Below are 15716 nucleotides of genomic sequence, written 5' to 3'. Positions count from 1 at the left end.
AGCCTTCCTGTGCCGGTGGGCAATAGGGCGCGACAGCCCGCCCCTGCCCGCAGTGCCCTCTGGCCAGCGCAGCGCCGGCCAGGCCAACGGACCCCAGGACCAACAGGGTGATGATCGCTTTCTTTGCCTTCATGACAACGTCCTCCTTAAAGATGGTTTGCTTTTGCGTCCCTTGAGCCTTCGCGGTACCCGTGCGGACTGCAGGGGCTTGAACGGTTTAAGGATACTGCTGCAATATGGAAAGAATGTGGGCAGTTTGCGGAGAAAATGTGGAGTTTGGGCCGGGGGGTCGGAGCCGTATGTCCCGACGGTCACAAGCCTGCAGATTGGGGGAATCTTTTGATGTGGTTCGTGTACGCAATGCTCTCCGCTGCGTTCGCCGCGGCGACGTCCATCCTGGCCAAGGTCGGAATCAGGGGGGTGAACTCCAACCTGGCGACGGCGATCCGGACGACCGTCGTGCTGGCGATGTCCTGGGGGATCGTCTGGCTCACCGGCGCGCAGAGCGGCCTGACTGGGATCAACCGTCGGGGTTGGGTCTTCCTGATCCTGTCCGGCCTGGCCACGGGGGCGTCCTGGCTGTTCTACTACCGCGCCCTGCAGTTGGGCAGGGTATCGCAGGTTGCACCGGTGGACAAATTCAGCATCGTGATCACGATCGCGATGGCCTTCTTCCTACTGCACGAGGAGGTCGCGGTCAAGACGCTCGTCGGAGCGGCCCTGATCGCAGCGGGGACCTTCGTGATGATCCTGTAGCGGTGCAGCGGCCAAGAGATCAGCGTCCCGATCGGCTGGACGAAGCGATCGGGACGCCCTGCGACTACTTCGTATCGCGCTCGCTCTCGGGCATCCTCCTCAGGAAGGGGAGCTTGTCATTGCCCCAGGGAGTGCGTCGGCGCTCCCGGTCGCGTCTGCGGTCTTCCTCACGCCTACGGTCTTCCTCGCGTCTGCGTTCTTCCTCACGCCTGCGTTCTTCGTCACGCCTGCGTTCTTCCTCGCGCCTGCGTTCCTCTTCGCGCCGGCGCTCCTCCTCTTGGCGGCGTTCAAGGCGTTCCCGCTCCTCCCTGTGGCGCCGGTCAAGTTCCTCCTGTCGCCTGCGCCATGCTTCCTCATCGGACCATCGGGAGGTGCGGACTTGGTGGACTCCGGCCTCCGATGAACGCGACGCCTCCCAGGCCGCCGCCGTTCCGCCGACGCTGATAACGCCCATGGACAGGATCGCAACGGCAATCCTTCCGGCCCTCCGTAAGTGCGTCCTGCCCTCTGAACCTGAGTGCGTCCAACATGTCGTCACCTGAAAAACCTCCTCTCTACGCTTCGCAAGGGCGCCTCTGCGGCCCCTCCAGGCTTGCTGCCTGTTCCTGGAACGTTCATATTTTCTTCGCCTTTATGTTTTACCATTGATCGTCAGTGATTTTAAGCGGAAATTGACGGAGGTGTGTGCGTTGAGGCTGTTGATCGTGGAGGATGAACCGATGATCGCGGAGGTGGTCGCTGCCTACGCAGAGCGCGAGGGATATGAGACGCGCTGCGCCCCCGACGGAGAAGCCGCGCTGAAGCTCTGGGGCAGCGAGGGGGCCGACCTGGTGGTGCTGGACCTCATGCTGCCGCGAGTGAGCGGCGAGGAGGTGTGCCGGCGCATCCGGGCGCGTTCGGCCTCCGTCCCCATCATCATGCTGACGGCGAAGAGTTCGGAGTCCGACGTCGTCGCGGGGCTGGATGGGGGAGCGAACGATTACGTCTCGAAACCCTTCAGCCCCAGGGTCCTGATGGCCCGCATTCGTGCCCAGCTTCGCCCGGCGGCGGTCGGGACGACGGGGCCCTCGGCGCCGGTCCGTTGCGTGGGCGAGCGCATCGAGGTCGATGCGGACAGGGTGGAGGTCCGAAAGGACGGCGTGCCCGTCCCCATGACCCGCAGCGAGTTTCTCATCTTCCAGACGCTGGCTTCGCGCCCCGTTCGCACCTGGTCCCGGGACGACATCATCCGTGCAGCGTTGGGCAACGACTACGACGGCTTCGATCGGACGGTGGATACCTACGTCAAGAACATCAGGAAGAAGCTGGCCGAGCCGGGACACGAGAACGGCTGGATTCGCACGGTGTACGGCTTCGGGTATCGCCTGGATGATGCGGAGGAGCCCCGCCCATGACGTCCGGACGTTCCCTCCGCGCGCACCTGATGTGGCTCTATGTGATCCTGGCGATCTTCAGCGGGGTTGTGGTGCCGCTCCTTGGGATGATCCTCAGCCATGCGAGCCTTCAGGAGTACCAGAGGCAGGGGCGTCAGGCGGCGCTGGACTCGCTGGCGAGTTCCCTTGAGGATTTGTACCGGGAATCCGGCGCCTGGGAGCGGGCGCGCGTCATGGACGTCCTGCGCCTGCCGGCGCGGTGGGGCGCTGTCAACATCGCGCTGCGGGACCATGAGGGGCGGATGGTCTGCGCTGCGGGGCCGGGCGTCCTGCCCGTCAAGGGTGAAGGCCACGGGACAAAGGGGCGGATGCAGCGGGGAACGAGGGACGCCGGTCGCTCCGGGGACGTGATGGAGGACCTGGCGCAAGCGTGCTGTCATCCCTCTGCAGCGCTGCCACTTCTCGATGAGGCCTCCGGCTCAAAAGGGCGGAGGGTCATTCGGCTCACTTCGGAGGGGCGGGTGATCGGTGTCCTGGACGCCGATGCGCGCGTCCCTCAAGGCCGATTTGAATGGGCGTTCGTCTCCCACCTGGCCTCCTACACGCTTGCCGGGATCCTGGTGATGATCCTGGTGGCCTGTGGTCTGGGGTATATCGTGGCGGGACGATTGAGCCGTCCCGTCGCCAGGGCGGTGGAGCGCACGAAGCGCATCTGCCGCAGGGAGTACGATCTCAAGCCCGCAAAGCCTTCGGGCATTCGGGAGATGGATGACCTCACCTGCGGCGTGGAGGAGTTGGGGCGCTCTCTGGCGGAGCAGGAAAGGCTTCGCCAGCGGCTGATGACGGATGTGGTCCACGAGCTTCGGACGCCTCTGACGGTGGTCCGCACGCAGATCGAGGCCATCGCGGACGGGGTGTGGGAGGCCAGTCCGGAGCGGCTGGCGCTTTGCGTGTCGGAGATGGAGCGCCTCAGCGGCCTGATCCGGGACGTGGAATCCGTGACGCGCATGGAAGGAGACGCCGTCGCCATCAAGCCTGAGCCGGTCGATCTGTCCGCGTTTCTTTCCTCGGTGCTGGATGCGTTCCGTCCGCTTTTTGGAAGGACCGGTGTGGCGCTTCGCCGGTCCCTTGCCCCAAGCCTGCACGCCGAGGTGGACGAGGCCCGCTTTCGTCATGTGATGGACAACCTGTTGTCCAACGCCCTGCGCTACACCCCGAAGGGAGGATGGGTCGAGGTTCGGCTCCGGCGTCGGGGGGATGAGGCTGTGATTGAGGTGCAGGATTCGGGGAGCGGAATATCCCCTCAGGACCTGCCCCACGTCTTCGACCGCTTCTACCGGGCGGACGAGTCCCGCGCCCGCGTGACGGGGGGACGGGGCGTCGGGCTGTCCATTGCGCGGGCGGTGGTGGAGGCCCACGGCGGGACGATAGGCGTTGAGAGCGAGAGCGGAGTCGGCAGTTGCTTCACCGTGACGCTGCCGGCTGTGGAGGGACAGGCGGCACGATCAACGAACTCGATGGACGAGGCGGAGAGCGCGAAGGGCCCTGAGTTGCCATCCAGATAGACGACGCAGCTCAGAGCCCTTCGCGCCCCTTGTCGGCCTGGCGTTCCGAGTGATGGGCGGGGATTTCCTTCAACGCCTCCTCCGTCTTTTTGAACGGGGACCCTGCCTCGAACGGTGGACGCCAGACTGGTCCCGTGCAGTCCATCCTTTACTTTCTCATCAACCCCGCGCCGGCCTTCCAGGCTTGCCCGACCTTTTCACCGATTTTGTAGTAGCCGTTCTGAAACTGGTCGAAGACAAAGGCGTTCAGCTTTGCCGGATCGACCTTCCCCTTTGAATCCAGAACCTTCTCGTCCGCGCTGACGCCGACGATCTTCCCAATAACGCAGTGAAGGTTCTCGGTGTCCACGATCTCCAGCAGCTCGCACTCCATCGCGACGGGGAATTCCTCAATCACAGGGGCGTTGACGTGAGCGCTCTTGACCTGATGGAACCCGGTGCGCTCAAACTTATCCTCCATCTCGTTGCCCGTGGCGATGCCGAAGAAATCGGCCTCGGCCATGTGGTCCAGGTCGGCGATGCTGACCGTGAAGGCTTTTGTCGCCCGGATGTTCTTCGTCGTCTTGTGTTCCTCATCAATGAAGAGCACGACCTTGTCCATCGCGCTCACCTGCCCCCAGGCGGCGTTCATGACGTTGACCTTGCCGTCGCTGTCGTATGCCGCCACCATCAACACCGGCATAGGAAACAGCGCCGGCTGAACGTTCAAGCTCTTTCTCATGACGATCATCCTTTCTCATGGGTTTTAAACGCGCCGAACACTTCCGCAATTTGTCTCTTTTTCTTTCCTGCCCCGCCCCTGTCATTATACTCAAGGTAATAACGGAAAAAAGTACTTACATTGAAGAAGTGCGATACTTACGCTGTGGAATACAGCCTCACGGAACGGGGCAGGACGCTGATCCCCATTCTGGACATGATGTGTGACCGAGGCCTAAGGGCTTTGCCTTCCGGAGCCGCATTTTGCTGGCGGCACCTTCACGCTTTTTCGCCTGGACCTGGAGCCGCCCGTCCACGGCTGGGGTAGCGCGCCCTTTGGCGCGCTACCCCAGCCGAAGGCGACGGAGTATTATGTAAACCTTTTTATTTGTATAAGTTTACATTTTTGCGGCCCTGTGGTATATCTATAAGCCGTAGGGAGGTGAGCGGGATGATCAAGAGTGACGTGCTGAGGATGCTGGAGGAGCGTCGCGGCACGGCGATATCGGGGGAGGCGATGGCTCAGGCTCTGGGCGTCTCCCGCGCTGCGGTCTGCAAGGCGGTGGCTTCGCTTCGGGCGGAGGGACACCTCGTGGGGTCCGCCCCCCGCAGGGGCTACCTGCTTGAGTGTGAAAGCGACGTGCTGACGGAGGAGGGGATTCGCTCGCACCTTTCCGAGGTAGGTGGGGTCCGACGGGTCGTCTGCCTCGACACGGTGGACTCCACGAACACCCATGCGAAGCGCCTGGCCCTTGCGGGTGCGGAGAGCGGGACGTTGATCGCAGCGAACCAGCAGACGGCGGGCAGGGGACGCAGGGGGCGTTCCTTCCTCTCTCCGGCGGGGACGGGGTTGTACATGACGCTCCTCCTGCGTCCATCGAGTTCCATGGAGCGCTTTCAGATGATCACCGTCGCGGCGGGGACGGCGGTCTGCCTTGCCGTCGAGGAGCTGACGCCCCTTCGCCCCATGGTCAAGTGGGTGAACGACGTGTACCTGCGGGGCGGGGACGGCGTGGAGCGCAAGGTCTGCGGCATCCTGAGCGAGGCAGTGAGCGACGTCGAGAGCGGGAACGTCGAGAACGTGGCGGTCGGCATTGGGCTCAACGTGACCACGCGGGACTTCGGTTCGGACCTCAACGATCGGGCGGGGTCCATCTTCCCGGAGGGGGTAAGCCGCAACCAGCTTGCCGCGAGGATCGCGGAACGCCTCATGGACTTTTCGACGCGGCTTGGGGACCCGGAGCTGCTTCAGGCCTACCGCGAGCGCTCCCTGCTCCTGGGGCGGAGGGTGCGGTGGATGCAGGGTGGAACGCGTTGCCTCGGCCGCGCGGTGGACGTGGATGAGCTTGGTGGATTGGTGGTGGAGGGCGAGGACGGAGCGCGCAGGTCCCTGCGCTCCGGGGAGGTCTATGAGGTGCGCCCGTTTGACGGGGCGCAGCCGTCGTGCTGAAGGGGGAAAAATCCTTTGTCTCAGGAAGTAAAGAAAAGGGTGAGCGTCCGGGACCTGGTGTCCTGCGCGCTCTTTGCGGCTCTGATCGCTGTGGGAACGTTCGTCAAGATACCGACGCCACTCCTGCCGCTGACGCTTCAAACGCTGTTCGTCGTCCTGGCCGGGCTGGTCCTGGGGGAGAGGCTCGGCGCCGTCGCCGCGGGGATATACGCCGCAGCGGGCCTAATGGGGATTCCCATCTTCGCCGCCGGGGGCGGCATCGGGTACCTCCTGAACCCGACGTTTGGCTACATCCTGAGCTTCATTGCCGGGGCCTGGGTGGCGGGGCGCGCCGTCCGACTCTGGGGGAGGGGGCTCTGGCGCGAGACGCTGGCCGGCGCCGTGGCGATAGCGCTGATCTATATTGTCGGCGCCACGTGGTACTATCTCGTCGCCCGCTATTACATCGGGCGGGAGCTCACAGTCCCTGCGCTCTTCTGGTCCTTTCTCGTGTTGCCCCTGCCGGGCGATCTCCTTTCCTGTTTTGCGGCGGCGCTCCTGTCTCAGCGACTTCGGGCTCTGATGCCAGGACGGTTTGTCTGCGATCGGTAGATTGGCACGACGGACGAGGGGCTGCTTCGGCAGCCCCTCGTCCGGTATAATTCGAGAGGGGGGATAACGACGGAATGCCCCATCGGGGCAAAGGACGACCGACTGATTGGAGGACGAGGTTGATGAAAAGACGTTTTCTCTGCGCGGTCTTTTTGTGCGTACTCTTATTCTGGTTGCGCTTCTCCCTGGGAGGCTGCGGAAGAACTTTCGACAAGTTCGCACATCGAACGCCTCCGGCACCCTCTCCCGCCCCTGTGCTTCAGCCCCCGGCGCCGGCCTCCGATCGGCAGGACGACGGCTCAAGGTCTGACCCTTCAACTCCTTTGCTTCCCGACCCGACCCCGCCGAAAGCCCTGAAGAGCGACACGGACGGCGATGGAGTTCCCGACGTCTGGGACGCCTCTCCGCTCGACCCGGCGCGGGGAGCCTACCCGGAGTACGCCGAGAGCGAAACGAGCTGTACTTCGAACAGTGGCATCGACACAGCAGAGTTCAAGGACGCTCCCGTCGTGGTGCCCGCTGCGCTCTCAGGGGTGCTGGACAACCGCAGCGGATGGGACAGCGACTGTTTCGCGGTCCGCTTCGACAAGGCCGGGGCCTATTCGATCCTGGTCTCTCACACTCCGCTCATGAATCCCATCATGAGCGTCGAAACGGGGAAGAACGAGGAGCCCCGGTCCGTGTTCAACCTCCCGACCCTCCTGGCCGACGACTACACCTGGGCCCAGTGCAGCATCCCCCGCCCTGGGGTCTACTGGTTCAGCATAACGACTCTGGCGGAGTTCCCCCGAGCGTGGCATTACCGTGCGCTGATCTTCGAGGACGAGTACGCCGACGGCATTCCGGACGAGCTGCACGACGTCCTGGGCATGGTCAGGGGCGAGGAGGACACGGACTGCGATAGCCTGCCGGACCTCCTGGAGCTGCTGACCGTCCTGCGCCGCCTTGAGCCGTACCGCGAGGCCGGAACCTTTTCCGACTCCGTCTGGCAGAAGGCGGTCAGCCCCGGCAACTCTAAAAAGGGCGCCGTGTGGCTGGACCGAAACTCCGATGCGGACGGCGATGGCATACCGGATTACATCGAATACTACCCCTTCGACAGGATCGAAACGTTCAACCTGCCCTTCGAACAATTCTTCCCCCGCAACGACACGGATGGCGACGGCATCCCCAACTTCCTGGATACGGACAGCGACGGGAACGGGATACCGGACAGGGTGGAGGGGGTTTTCAGGGGTAGAGTGCCCGTGGACACGGACGGAGATGGGATTTTTGATTACAAGGACAGGGACGACGACCAGGACGGCCTTCTGGACGTGAATGACCCCGATCGCCTGGAGCCGATGGAACTGTGGGACGAGCGCCGAATGCCGCGTATGTCGTTCTTCAACCGGGTTCGGGAAGTTCGGAACGTCATCGCGCCGGGGGAGGAGATCGAGGTGCGGTGCAAGGCCCTGAACGGGGCAAACGCAGAGGATACGTGGGTGGTGCTGCGCGAATCGTTGAAGGAGCGCTCCGATCCTCTGAACGTGAGGCCATGCCTTTTGGACGGCGACAGGGCCGTCTTCCTGTGCCCGAACGAGGTTTTCGAGGGCGCCTGGGTCGTTTTCCTGTCGATCGGAGGGCGCAGGCTCTACGGCGTGGAGCTCCAGGGGCTTCGCTCCCGCCTGCCGATCCTGCACTCCATCGAGCGCGTCGGGACGGATGGACTGCGCGTGTTTGGAGAGAACCTGGACGACGCCCTGCAGGTCGTGTTCACGGGGGGCGTCGCGTCGGTGGACAACTCCAATGGGGCCGCCAATTTTTTTGAGGTGTCGATTCCGAGGGGGGCGGGTTCCGGTCCCGTGTACCTTGTGAACCGCTTCGGAAAGAGCGCGTCCTTCGATTTTTCGGTCGGAAGGTGAAACCGGATCATTGCTTAGCGTTGACCTTTTTCAAATTTAGGCCTATACTCTCTCAATCTTAAGCAGTAGAAAAACGCTTTTTGACTGATTAAGAATTCATGTTGGGGGTGTGTATGGTGGAGAGGGCGCGCGAGTATCCGACGGTGCGGGAGATCTATGGTTCTATGGTCTTCGATCGCAGGGTGATGAAGGAGAAGTTGACTCCGGGGGTCTATGAGCAGGTGGTCGCCGCGATGGAGGGGCGGCAGCGACTGGATGCCGCGGCCGCGGACGTGGTGGCGATGGCGATGCGCGACTGGGCCATCGCGCAGGGGGCAACTCATTGGACCCACTGGTTCCAGCCCCAGACGGAGATGACGGCGGAGAAGCACATGGCCTTCACCCTGGGGGGCGCCGATGGGATGCCCGTTGACGTGTTTTGCGGGCACGACCTGATTCAAGGGGAGCCGGACGCCTCCTCCTTCCCGTCGGCGGGGACGCGCTCGACGTTTGAGGCGCGCGGATACAGCGCGTGGGACATCAGCAGTCCCGCCTTTATCGTGAAGTCCCCCAAGGGGGGGACGCTCTGCATCCCCTGCGTCTTCCTCTCCTTCGACGGGACGCCCCTGGACTTCAAGACCCCACTCCTTCGCGCGCTGGACGCCCTGGAAACGCGGTCGCTGAAGCTGCTCAAGCTCTTTGGACAGCGGGGAGTGCGCAGCGTGAGGGTGACGGCGGGCGCGGAGCAGGAGTTCTTTCTCCTGGACCGTCCGCGCGCTCAGATGCGGCCGGACATCCGCTTCTGCGGGCGCACCCTGCTCGGCGCCCAGCCGGCCAAGGATCAGAAGCTGGACCATCACTACATGGGAGCGATCCCCCCGCGCGTCCTGAGCTACATGGAGGACGTGGAGCGCGACCTGGCGCGCATCGGCGTTTCCATCATAACGCGACACAACGAGGCGGCCCGGTGTCAGTTCGAGTTCGCCCACCTCTTCTCCGATGCGAACACGGCCTGCGACCAGAACCAGATACTGATGGAAACGATGAGAAAGCTGGCGCGCCAGCACGAGCTTCGGCTGCTCTTTCACGAGAAGCCCTTCCATGGGATGAACGGCAGCGGAAAACACGTCAACCTCTCTCTGATGGACAGCGAGGGGCGCAACCTCCTGACGCCGTCGAGCGGACACCGCCGCAACGTCGTCTTCCTCTCGTTCCTGGCCGCAGCCGTGCTGGGCATCTCGAAGTTTCACAGCCTGCTTCAGGCGACCGCAGCCACGGCGGGCAACCTCTTCCGCCTTGGGGGACACGAGGCACCTCCGTCCATCACGAGCGTCTACCTCGGCTCCGCCTTGACGGACCTCCTGAAGCGGCTGAACCAAGCGGATGTCTCGCTGCCGGAGAGGGGCTTGATGGACCTTGGGCTGATGAAGCTGCCCTCCATCATTCCCTTCGACAACGACAGGAACAGGACCTCTCCCGTGGCCTTTACGGGGAACAAGTTCGAGTTCCGCTCTCCGGGAGCGTCGCAGTCCATCGCTCTGCCCATCACGATGTTCGCCTCCATCTGGGCCTGGGGCGTCGAGCAGCTGACGGGGATGATCGAGGCCAGGAGCGTCGATGGGAAGGACCCGGTGGATGTGGCCCTGGATGCGGTCAAGGAGGCCGTCCAGGAGGGGCAGAACGTCCTCTTCGAGGGGGATGCCTACTCGCCGGAGTGGCGCGCGGAGGCGAAGCGTCGGGGCCTCCTCCAGGCGGAAACCATGCCGGAGAAGATCGACCTCCTGTTGCTCCCGGAGAACAAGCGGATGCTTGAAGACCTTGGTGTCTACCGCGCGCGCGAGCTGGAGGTCCTGCACGACATACGTATGGAGGAGTTTGCCAAGGGGCTGGAGATCGAGGCAGCGGTGCTGTATGACATGTTGTGGGAGGGGGTCCTGCCGGCGCTCTCGAAGCAGCTGGTCCTGGAACGGAGTTCCCTCGCGGCCCTGGACGGCATGGACTTCAAGGAGGGCGCTCCGTGGCTGGCGTACATTGGCGATTTGGGGCGCGCGAAGGCCGCCCTGATATCGGATGCGACGCGCCTGCACGAGCTGAAGGGGCGCCTCGCGGGCATGGCGCTGCGCGACCGGGCGGACTTCCTGGCGGGCACCGTCGTGCCGCTGATGGAGTCCATCCGCGCGCAGAGCGACGCGGCGGAGCTGACCATCGCCGCGGACATCTGGCCCTATCCGATCTACCGCAACCTGCTCTCCCTGTCGGCGTAGGAGGAGCCGCAGGGGCGTCCAGTTTGATGCCCTTTTCGCCGTCCTTTGTTATATAATGGAGGTGCGAGCGGTTCCCTTTTTTCAAAATTGCGCGATTGCGCAAGCAAAATTGCGTCGGTCACGATGCGTTGTGGCTTGAAATTTATTGGGCCGAGAGCCGAGGGAGGAATAAAAATGGCAGTGAGAGTTGCAATCAATGGTTTTGGCCGTATCGGGCGTCTTGCGTTCCGTCAGATGTTTCAGGCCGAGGGGTATGAGGTGGTCGCGATCAACGATCTGACGAGCCCCAAGATGCTGGCGCACCTTCTGAAGTACGACACGACGCATGGCCGCTATCATGGGGTCGTCGAGGCGGACGAGAACTCGATCACCGTCAACGGTAAGAAGATCACGATCTATGCGGAGAAGGACGCCGCGAACCTGCCCTGGAAGGACCTGAAGATCGACGTGGTCCTCGAGTGCACGGGCTTCTACACCTCTAAGGACAAGGCGAGCGCTCACGTCAAGGCCGGCGCGCGCAAGGTGGTCATCTCCGCCCCCGCGGGCAACGACCTGCCCACGATCGTCTTCAACGTCAACCACAAGACGCTCAAGCCGTCGGACACGATCATCTCCGCAGCCTCCTGCACCACGAACTGCCTGGCCCCCATGGCCAAGGCGCTGAACGACCTTTCGCCCATCGTTTCCGGCTTCATGACCACCGTCCACGCCTACACCGGAGATCAGATGGTCCTGGACGGCCCGCACCGCAAGGACGACCTGCGCCGCTCCCGGGCCGCAGCGGAGAACATCGTCCCCGCGTCCTCCGGCGCCGCAAAGGCCATCGGCCTGGTGATCCCTGAGCTGAGCGGCAAGCTGAACGGCGCCGCCCAGCGCGTGCCCGTCGCCACGGGTTCCACCACGATCCTGGACGCGGTCATCAAGGGGTCCTTCACGGCCGACCAGGTCAACGCCCAGATGAAGAAGGAGGCCTCGGAGTCCTTCGAGTACAACACGGACGAGATCGTCTCCTCCGACATCATCGACAGCACGGCGGGCTCCATCTTCGACGCCACCCAGACGAGGGTCATTGCGATGGAGGACGGCAACACGCTGGTGCAGGTCGTCTCCTGGTACGACAACGAGAACTCCTACACGAGCCAGATGGTGCGCACCATCAAGTACTTCTCCGAGCTGAAGTAACCCGTTTTGGGTCGGGGACGCGGGCGGGGAGGGCGAATTTCCCTCTTGCAAAACGCGGAAACCCCTGCTAGAATACTTTCCGTTGTCAAGCCCGGGTGGCGGAATTGGTAGACGCGCTAGATTCAGGTTCTAGTAGTCGCTAAGGCTGTGGAGGTTCGAGTCCTCTCTCGGGCACCATGGAAAATTAAAAGGATATGGTCTTGTCTATTGACAGGACTATATCCTTTTGTTATCATTAAGATTCGGCGTGTTTTTCAGCCTGTCAAGGGAGGTCTTTCAATAGATGCCTGAATTTGTTCCGGTAAGCAGGACGCGGCAGCGCTACACTTTTGGCCGGGCGCACGACCTGATCGATATGCCCGACATGATAGAGGTGCAGAGGGATTCTTATCAATGGTTCTATCAGGACGATGTGGAACCGGATGCGCGCAGGGCGCAGGGCTTGCAGGAGCTTCTTCAGGAGATATTCCCCATTGAGAGCTACGATGGGCAGTTCTCGCTGGAGTTCGTGTGCTATTATATCGACCCCCCCACCCTCAGCGAGGAGGAAGCCCGCCAGAAGGACATGACCTGGTCGCGTTCCATTCGAGCCACGATCGGCCTGACCAACACGAAGACGCGGGAGAGCAAGCAGGGAGATATCTATCTTGGCGAGTTCCCCGTGATGACGGATCGGGGCACGTTCATCGTTAACGGGACGGAGCGCGTCGTCATCAATCAGCTGGCGCGCTCCGCCGGGGTCTACTTCACCTACACCGGCGCCCCGGGCAGTGACAGCTGCTCCGCGAAGCTGATCCCGGACCGCGGCGCGTGGCTGGACTTCGCCATGGCTTCGGGGGATATCGTCTCCGTCAACATCGACAACCGCCGGAAGCTTCCCGTGACGCTCCTGCTGAAGGCCTTCGGCGTCGCCAACAACGATGAGATACTCTCGATGTTTGCCGCCGACCCCTACTTCATGGAGTACAGCGATGAGATGCGCGGTAAGCTGGCGGCGGAGGATGTGACGGGGCCGGACGGCGCCGTCATCGTCCACCGCGGCCGCCCCATCACCCGCGAGCTTCTGGACGAGCTCTACCGCAAGAATCCGGGCGGACGCGGCGGGATCGAGGTCATCGGGCTGGACTCGTCCCTGGCCCTGACGCTTGAGAGGGACGGAACGCGCAGCCCCGACGAGGCGATGCAGGAGATCTTTCGCCGCCTGCGTCCCAACGAGCCGGCGCGCGTTGAGAACGCCCGCGACTACATCCGAAGCCTCTTCTTCGACTCGAGGCGCTACACCCTGGGCCGGGTCGGACGCTACAAACTGAACCGCCGCCTTGGAATGAACACCTCGGAGGAGGTTCGGCTCCTCACGCTGGACGATATCGTGGCGATCATCCGTGAGATGTTCGCCATGAGGGCCGAGGGAAAGAAGAGCGACGATATCGACCACCTCGGCAACCGGCGCATCCGCTCCATCGGGGAGCTGCTGCAGAACCAGATCCGCATCGGGCTCCTCCGCATGGAGCGCATCGTGCGCGAGCGAATGACGACGACCGCCGACCTCAACAAGGTGACGCCGCCCGACCTGATCAACGTCCGTCCCATCGCGGCCGCCCTGCGCGAGTTCTATGGATCGGGTCAGCTCTCCCAGTTCATGGACCAGACGAACCCCCTGGCGGAGGTGACGCACCGCCGCCGCCTCTCCGCGCTGGGACCGGGCGGCCTGAGCCGCGAGCGGGCCGGCTTCGAGGCGCGCGACGTGCACTACACGCACTACGGGCGCGTGTGTCCCATCGAAACGCCGGAGGGCCCCAACATCGGCCTGGTTTCCTCTCTGACGACCTATGCGCGGCTCAACGAGCACGGGTTCCTCATCACCCCGCGGCGCAAGGTGACGAACGGCAAGCTGACCGACAAGATCGAATTCCTCTCCGCCGACGAGGAAGACCAGTACTATGTGGCGATGGCGAACACCCCCCTGAACGAGGACGGGGTGACCATTGCGGGGGACTCCTGCCCGACGAGGCACCAGGACGACATCGACACGATCCCGGTGGAGAAGGTGGACTACATGGACGTTTCCCCGAAGCAGATCGTTTCCCCCTCGACGGCCCTGATCCCCTTCCTGGAGCACGACGACGCCAACCGGGCGCTGATGGGCTCCAACATGCAGCGGCAGGCCGTGCCTCTGATCATGCCCGAGGCCCCCATGGTGGGGACGGGGATCGAGCATCGCGTCGCCAGGGACTCCGGCTCCTGCGTAGTCGCCGCCGACTCGGGCGAGGTGGTGTACGTCGATTCCCGCGAGATACGCATCCGGTCCAAGAGGGGCGAGAGAAAGTACCCCCTGATCAAGTTTCGCCGCTCCAACCAGGGCACGGTGATCCACCAGCGCCCGACCGTCGCCAAGGGCGACCGGGTGAACAAGGGGGAGATCATCGCCGACGGGCAGTCCATCGAGAACGGGGAGTTGGCTCTGGGGCAGAACGTCCTCGTCGCCTTCGTCCCCTGGGAGGGCTACAACTTCGAGGACGCCATCCTGTTGAGCGAGAACCTGGTGAAGGAGGACAAGTTCTCCTCCATTCACATCGAGGAGTACGAGATCGATGCCCGCGAGACAAAACTGGGGCCGGAGGAGATCACCCGGGACATCCCCAACGTGGGCGAGGACATGCTCCGCAACCTGGACGACTCCGGGATCATCCGCATCGGCGCGGAGGTCAACGCGGGGGACATCCTGGTGGGGAAGGTGACGCCCAAGGGGGAGTCCGACCAGACGCCGGAGGAGAAGCTCCTGCGGGCCATCTTCGGCGAAAAGGCCCGCGAGGTGCGCGACAACTCCCTGAAGCTTCCCCACGGCTCCCGCGGCAAGGTGGTCGCCATAAAGCACATGGAGCGCAAGGACAACCCGGAAGGCATGGGCGCGGGGGTCATACGCACCGTAAAGGTGTACGTGGCGCAGTGGCGAAAGATCACCGTGGGGGACAAGATGGCCGGCCGGCACGGCAACAAGGGAGTGGTCAGCCGCATCCTGCCGGTCGAGGACATGCCCTACCTTCCCGATGGAACCCCGGTGGACGTCGTGCTGAACCCCCTGGGTGTGCCGAGCCGCATGAACCTTGGCCAGGTGCTTGAGACCATCATGGGCTTTGTGGCGGTGAACAACGGATGGCACGTCGCCACGCCGGTCTTCGAGGGGGCCCAGGAGAACGAGATCTTCGAGTGCATGAAGACGCTGGCCGATGAAAAGTACCCGGACCTCACGGAGGACGGCATGATCGTCCTGCGCGACGGGCGCACGGGGGAACCGATGGAGAAGAAGGTCACGATCGGCTGCATGTACATGCTGAAGCTCAACCACCTGGTGGACGACAAGATCCACGCGCGTTCCACCGGCCCCTACAGCCTGATCACGCAGCAACCGCTGGGCGGCAAGGCGCAGTTCGGAGGCCAGCGCTTCGGGGAGATGGAGGTCTGGGCCCTTGAGGGGTACGGCGCCGCGAACGTCCTTCAGGAGATGCTGACCGTGAAGTCCGACGATATCCGCGGGCGCGACAAGACCTACGAGCGCATCGTCAAGGGGCAGAGCCTGGTGAAGCCGGGGATGCCCGAGAGCTTCCGAGTCCTGGTCAAGGAGCTTCAGGGGCTTGGGCTGGACGTGGAGGTGGAGTACGACGACGGCACCATCGGCGGCATACCCCTCGACGAGGACGAGGAGAAGCTGCCTGAGCCGGGCCTTCCGGAGATACTGCCCGATGCCTTCGAGGACGAGTCCCCGGCGGGAGCCGACGGACAGGAGACACAGGACCAGGAGGGCAGCTTCCTCGAGGACGAGGAGCCGGATGAGGGGGAGCTCTTTAAGGCGGACATCTTCGAGGAGGACGCGGATATGGCAAAGGACGATCCGGACGATTCGCTCGCCAAGGATATATCTCTGATCTCGGATGAGGAAGAAGGGGACTGACGGG

The 15716-nt window shown here is 63.4% G+C and carries 12 protein-coding genes and 1 tRNA gene; 11 read left to right on the top strand and 2 right to left on the bottom strand.

The features are described from left to right. Nucleotides 1-342: 342 nt before the first annotated feature. Complete coding sequence (locus ACO41U_RS02635; protein ID WP_485941368.1) at nt 343-756, top strand: EamA family transporter; 414 nt, start codon at nt 343-345, stop codon at nt 754-756. Nucleotides 757-855: 99 nt separating this feature from the next. Here the strand turns inward: ACO41U_RS02635 and ACO41U_RS02630 are convergent, their stop codons facing one another. Continuing rightward, nucleotides 856-1047 (bottom strand): hypothetical protein, encoded by a 192-nt coding sequence (locus ACO41U_RS02630; RefSeq protein ID WP_298779666.1) that lies wholly within the window; start codon nt 1045-1047, stop codon nt 856-858. Between the two features lie 398 nt (nt 1048-1445). Between ACO41U_RS02630 and ACO41U_RS02625 the strand changes: the two genes are divergently transcribed. Next, nucleotides 1446-2150, top strand: a complete 705-nt coding sequence (locus ACO41U_RS02625) for a response regulator transcription factor (RefSeq protein WP_485941367.1) — start codon at nt 1446-1448, stop codon at nt 2148-2150. Beyond that, nucleotides 2147-3694: a sensor histidine kinase gene (locus ACO41U_RS02620; protein WP_485941366.1), complete on the top strand. Its 1548-nt coding sequence runs from the start codon at nt 2147-2149 to the stop codon at nt 3692-3694. The genes ACO41U_RS02625 and ACO41U_RS02620 overlap by 4 nt, the downstream gene beginning before the upstream one ends. A 148-nt stretch (nt 3695-3842) precedes the next feature. On the opposite strand, the gene ACO41U_RS02615 is transcribed toward ACO41U_RS02620, so the two are convergent. Further along, nucleotides 3843-4415 carry a flavin reductase family protein gene (locus ACO41U_RS02615; protein ID WP_485941365.1) on the bottom strand — a complete coding sequence of 191 codons (573 nt, stop codon included), beginning with the start codon at nt 4413-4415 and terminating at the stop codon, nt 3843-3845. Nucleotides 4416-4559: 144 nt separating this feature from the next. On the opposite strand from ACO41U_RS02615, the gene ACO41U_RS02610 reads away from it, so the two are divergent. The 8 genes from ACO41U_RS02610 to rpoB all read left to right on the top strand — a co-directional run bounded on the left by ACO41U_RS02610 (nt 4560) and on the right by rpoB (nt 15712). After that, complete coding sequence (locus ACO41U_RS02610) at nt 4560-4721, top strand: winged helix-turn-helix transcriptional regulator (protein ID WP_485941370.1); 162 nt, start codon at nt 4560-4562, stop codon at nt 4719-4721. 123 nt (nt 4722-4844) lie between these two features. Continuing rightward, nucleotides 4845-5843 carry a biotin--[acetyl-CoA-carboxylase] ligase gene (locus ACO41U_RS02605; protein ID WP_485941364.1) on the top strand — a complete coding sequence of 333 codons (999 nt, stop codon included), beginning with the start codon at nt 4845-4847 and terminating at the stop codon, nt 5841-5843. A 39-nt stretch (nt 5844-5882) separates the two neighbouring features. Next, complete coding sequence (locus tag ACO41U_RS02600; RefSeq protein WP_485941363.1) at nt 5883-6434, top strand: biotin transporter BioY; 552 nt, start codon at nt 5883-5885, stop codon at nt 6432-6434. Nucleotides 6435-6757: 323 nt separating this feature from the next. Further along, nucleotides 6758-8338 (top strand): hypothetical protein, encoded by a 1581-nt coding sequence (locus ACO41U_RS02595; protein ID WP_485941362.1) that lies wholly within the window; start codon nt 6758-6760, stop codon nt 8336-8338. Nucleotides 8339-8451: 113 nt separating this feature from the next. After that, nucleotides 8452-10581 (top strand): glutamine synthetase III domain-containing protein, encoded by a 2130-nt coding sequence (locus ACO41U_RS02590; RefSeq protein WP_485941361.1) that lies wholly within the window; start codon nt 8452-8454, stop codon nt 10579-10581. Nucleotides 10582-10755: 174 nt separating this feature from the next. Then, nucleotides 10756-11763, top strand: coding sequence for a type I glyceraldehyde-3-phosphate dehydrogenase (gene gap, locus ACO41U_RS02585; RefSeq protein ID WP_298779694.1), 1008 nt, complete (start codon nt 10756-10758; stop codon nt 11761-11763). An 89-nt stretch (nt 11764-11852) separates the two neighbouring features. Next, nucleotides 11853-11940 (top strand) — tRNA-Leu (locus ACO41U_RS02580). A 106-nt stretch (nt 11941-12046) separates the two neighbouring features. Further along, entirely contained in the window at nt 12047-15712 is a 3666-nt protein-coding gene (gene rpoB, locus ACO41U_RS02575; protein WP_485941360.1) for a DNA-directed RNA polymerase subunit beta, read from the top strand. The last annotated feature ends 4 nt before the right edge of the window (nt 15713-15716 follow it).

Source organism: Fretibacterium sp. (assembly GCF_057312375.1).
This window is presented reverse-complemented; position numbering and strand designations above follow the sequence as displayed.